Consider the following 3,935-nt stretch of genomic DNA (forward strand, 5'->3'; position numbering starts at 1 on the left):
TGCAACATTCGTTCACATTTATTATTTTAGATAAAATCATATTGCAAAATAAGAAACAAGCCAGATGGAAAAGAAGAAAAATGTGGCAGGTAAAAGAAATGGAGGTAGTTTATGGGTATGAGACAAGTTGAGATTTTAGAAGCAACGAAAACAACAACAAATAGTGTGGGAAGACGAAGTATGGGGATACCGGTTCAGCGTATCCGTGTTGCGGCATACTGCCGTGTGTCTACGGACGGAGATGAACAGCTTGGCAGCTTTGTATCTCAGAAATCTTATTATGAAGAAAAAATACGTCAAAATAAGGAATGGGTGCTGGCAGGCATTTTTGCAGATGAAGCAATCACTGGAACGAAAGTGGACAAACGGGAAGGATTTCAGGAAATGATAAGGGAGTGTCAGAATGGGAAAATTGATATGATCCTTACAAAATCCATTTCCCGGTTTTCCAGAAATACACAGGATACGTTGAAATATGTGCGTATGCTCCGTGACCGGAATATAGCCGTTATATTTGAAAAAGAAAATATCAATACATTGGATATGAATGGCGAAATGCTTCTTACCATCCTTAGTTCTCTTTCGCAGGGAGAAGTGGAATCCCTTTCGGAGAATGTGAAGATGGGATTACGAATGAAAATGAAGCGGGGCGAACTGATAGGGTTCAATGGATGCCTGGGGTATGATTACGACCGGGAGACTAAGACAATTACTGTGAATGAACAGGAAGCAGAAACAGTACGTCTGATTTATGATCTGTATCTGCAGGGATACGGTACTTCGACTATTGCTAGAAGGTTGATGGAATTAGGAATCAAAAATAGGTGTGGAACTGTAGAATGGCATACGCATGGAGTGATGGGAATCATCAAAAATGAGAAATATAAGGGAGATGTTCTTCTTGGTAAAACATTTACGGTTGATCCCATATCGAAGAGACGGCTTGCCAATATGGGGGAAGAGGAGCGGTATTATATCAGGGACCACCATGAACCAATTGTTTCAAGAGAAATCTGGGATAAAGCAGAACAAATTCGTCTGAAACGCGTAAGACCAAGACTGATGGAGACAACCGGGAACAGAGAACGCTACACCAGACAATTTACATTCAGCAGTATGCTGGAGTGTGGGTATTGCGGTCATAAACTTTCCCGCAGAACAAGACACCAGACGATCACAACGAAAAAACCAGTCTGGCAGTGCATGAATGCAACCAAGAATGGAATCAGTAACTGTCCGAATTGCAAAGCGATTGATGAAGTAATTATTGAAAATGCATTTCTGGATGCATTCCGGTTACTGGCAGATAACTTTGATGATGTTCTGGATTCCGTATTGAGTACCATTGAAGATGTATTGAAAGATGATACGGAATTAAAACGGGTAAAACAGCTGGAGAAGGATATAGCCAGTATTGAAACGAAAAAAAGCAGGTTAACAGATCTGCTGATTGATGGTAAAATAGAGCAGGAAGATTATGATGAAAAGAAACTGAGTTTTCAGCGGAAACTTCATCAGATGACAGAAGAAAAGGCTTATCTGGAAGAAAATATCGGGCAGCAGAAGAATATAAGCAAGCGTATGGAACAGCTTCGGAAGACACTGGAAAATGAAGATATCCTGGATGAATTTGACCGTATCGTGTTTGAAAGCATCGTGGAAAAGGTAATTGTCGGTGGCTATGATGAAAACGGCAATCCTTCTCCATATAAACTGACTTTTGTTCTGAAATGTAATCAGGACTTGAAAGTAGATGATGCGAAAGCAGACTATAATGCAAATCAGAAAGGGAAAAAGGTGTCATAATGGAGCTGGAAAATAAAGATATTTTGGAAAGAAATGTATCAGAAAAAATGTGCTCATCAGGCAGTAACGGGGCTGGGGAAATATGTTCCCCAGGGACTGCCGACACATGTGGAGACGGTATGTTTATTGTCCAAACTTCATTCAGACCAACATATCGAGGTAGAAGTGAAAATGGACGAGCTTGATTTGACGGCTGCGGAGAGCAAAGCCACTTATGAGGAAATCAAGAAGTATGTACTGGAGCATACGGGATTAAAGGTCAGTAATTTATATATCGCACCGGTAAAGCAGAAATGCGGTATTATTGAGAGGGTAAATTATAACCTACCGAAATCAGAAAACTCCAGACAGCCGAAATGCCCGCCAGAAAAAGAAAAAGCTATAAAAGAGGCATTGGAATATTTTCGTATGATCTGACGCTATCTCGGAAATAGTTATACATTTTTGCACATTTGAGCTGCTCTCCGTTCCTACATATAATGAAAGTGAAGAAACGGAGGTGGCTTGTATGAGAGAACAGAAATTCCACATTTATCTGGATAGCCACGAAAGGACAATCCTGCTACATAGCCTTGTGGAACTGAAAAATCAGCTCCTTGCGCAAGGCAGATATGCGGACTGCGTTGACGAACTGATTTTTAAGGTTACGGGCGCACCGCTGAAAAAACTCAAAGTACAACACGATTGCGGGAGGGTATGATGGATGGCGTAGAATTTAAAGAACTGTTCAAGGCAGCTGTGGAAACACTGAGGGAAAAGACGATCACTCCGCTGTTGGAAGCAGACGCAACCTATCAGGAGGAATTTTGCTGATGCAAAGCGGTATAATCAGTATTGGGACGAGTTGGAAAAGGGAGTACATATAGATCATCCTGGACTGACACAGGCGGATATAGACGCGTGGAAATTAGCGGATATTAAACTCGATGAACATATCGCTATCAGTAAGGTGGATACGGATGCCGTGGTTAAATTGAGGGCAAATGAGGCTACCGCGTACGATAGTTTTATTACATCAAAAAATAGTATAGATGAAATCAGCAGTTCGTCACTGCTGGATATTGATGCAATACGTCCTAAGTTAAAAACTGAACCTGATACGGCTTTTTTCTGGTCTGGAAGAACAGACGGAATAGGTGGAGCTGAGAATGCAGCAAATATCGCTAAAAGTAGAGGTGGAGTTACATTAGAATCTACAATTGAAAAACAAAAAATTGTTATGCCGGAATGGGATTTTAATAATCCAAGTACAATGGAAGCCTGGGACTTGGCATCTGGAGCATATGCCGAACAGGTATCAGGAGAAATAAGAGCGGTCATTGGTTCAGAATTAAGACCGGGCAATATATGGGAAAATATTGAGCTGCCACGTCTTAAGAATAATCCTAATGTTACAAAGATAACAACAATTGACCCGAAAACAGGTATAGAGCATGTTATTTTTGAGAGGTGAGAAAATGAAAATTACAGGTAGTATGAACTATGTTAAATTTGATTTGGAAAATGGTTATATCATAAAAGCGGAAGGAGAAATGCTTGTAGGGAGAAAATTTGTAGTATATACAGACACTATGAAAACATGGGAGCCACCGCATGAGAATGAGAAACTCAGTAAAGAACAAATAGAAGAAATCATTCGGGAAGTGCAGGAAAGTATGAGTGAAAATACAGTTCAGATTATATTTGAATAAAAAAATATGTTTTTGCAGAACATTTGCCGGAAACATGAAATATCAGAAATGGATAATTTTTTTGTAAGTGAATTTCAATACACAGAAGAATGTATTCCGGAATATCTGAAACGGTGGTGGAGAGAAAACCTGATAGTATCTTATATCTTAACAGCGTTGGTTTTCCTGTATTTTTTCTTGATGTTGATCATACGGAGAAATCTTGTTTATCTGTTTCTGGAACTTCTGCCGATCCTGCTCCTGCTGCTCATAAGAGTCAAGGTCAGCAGGGCAATTAAAATAGAAAAAGAAAGATATCAGGTAAATTACAGGAACACGGTACCTTTGATGCATATCGAAATAGGTCAGGATATTCTTTACAGAATAGAGGACAAAGAAAAACATTTATCCCTGTCAGATATTAAAAAAGTGTTGGAAACCCCTGATATGATAGTGATA

Annotated in this window: 5 protein-coding genes and 1 pseudogene; all 6 read left to right on the forward strand. The window is 39.7% G+C overall.

Annotated elements, in window-relative coordinates; genetic code table 11:
- Positions 1–111: 111 nt before the first annotated feature.
- A complete protein-coding gene (locus tag H6A13_RS12590; protein ID WP_243424802.1) occupies positions 112–1,806 on the forward strand; it encodes a recombinase family protein in 1,695 nt (564 codons plus the stop codon).
- Between the two features lie 204 nt (positions 1,807–2,010).
- Positions 2,011–2,223: pseudogene (locus tag H6A13_RS13590) on the forward strand (23S rRNA methyltransferase); the annotation flags it as partial.
- Between the two features lie 91 nt (positions 2,224–2,314).
- Complete coding sequence (locus H6A13_RS12600) at positions 2,315–2,506, forward strand: hypothetical protein (RefSeq protein WP_087266967.1); 192 nt, start codon at positions 2,315–2,317, stop codon at positions 2,504–2,506.
- Positions 2,507–2,650: 144 nt separating this feature from the next.
- Positions 2,651–3,259, forward strand: coding sequence for a hypothetical protein (locus H6A13_RS12605; protein ID WP_227709045.1), 609 nt, complete (start codon positions 2,651–2,653; stop codon positions 3,257–3,259).
- 4 nt (positions 3,260–3,263) lie between these two features.
- A complete protein-coding gene (locus tag H6A13_RS12610) occupies positions 3,264–3,497 on the forward strand; it encodes an Imm74 family immunity protein (RefSeq protein WP_087266970.1) in 234 nt (77 codons plus the stop codon).
- A gap of 48 nt (positions 3,498–3,545) precedes the next feature.
- The coding region (locus H6A13_RS12615) for a hypothetical protein (protein ID WP_204909893.1) at positions 3,546–3,935 on the forward strand (390 nt) is incomplete at its 3' end.

This window comes from Mordavella massiliensis (assembly GCF_016902415.1).
Taxonomy (GTDB): Bacteria; Bacillota; Clostridia; order Lachnospirales; family Lachnospiraceae; genus Merdimonas; species Merdimonas faecigallinarum.

What these genes read in the sequence shown, in the direction of transcription:
- H6A13_RS12590 (WP_243424802.1), top strand. Translation starts at nt 112, where the DNA reads ATGGGTATGAGACAAGTTGAGATTTTAGAAGCAACGAAAACAACAACA.
- H6A13_RS12600 (WP_087266967.1), top strand. Translation starts at nt 2,315, where the DNA reads ATGAGAGAACAGAAATTCCACATTTATCTGGATAGCCACGAAAGGACA.
- H6A13_RS12610 (WP_087266970.1), top strand. Translation starts at nt 3,264, where the DNA reads ATGAAAATTACAGGTAGTATGAACTATGTTAAATTTGATTTGGAAAAT.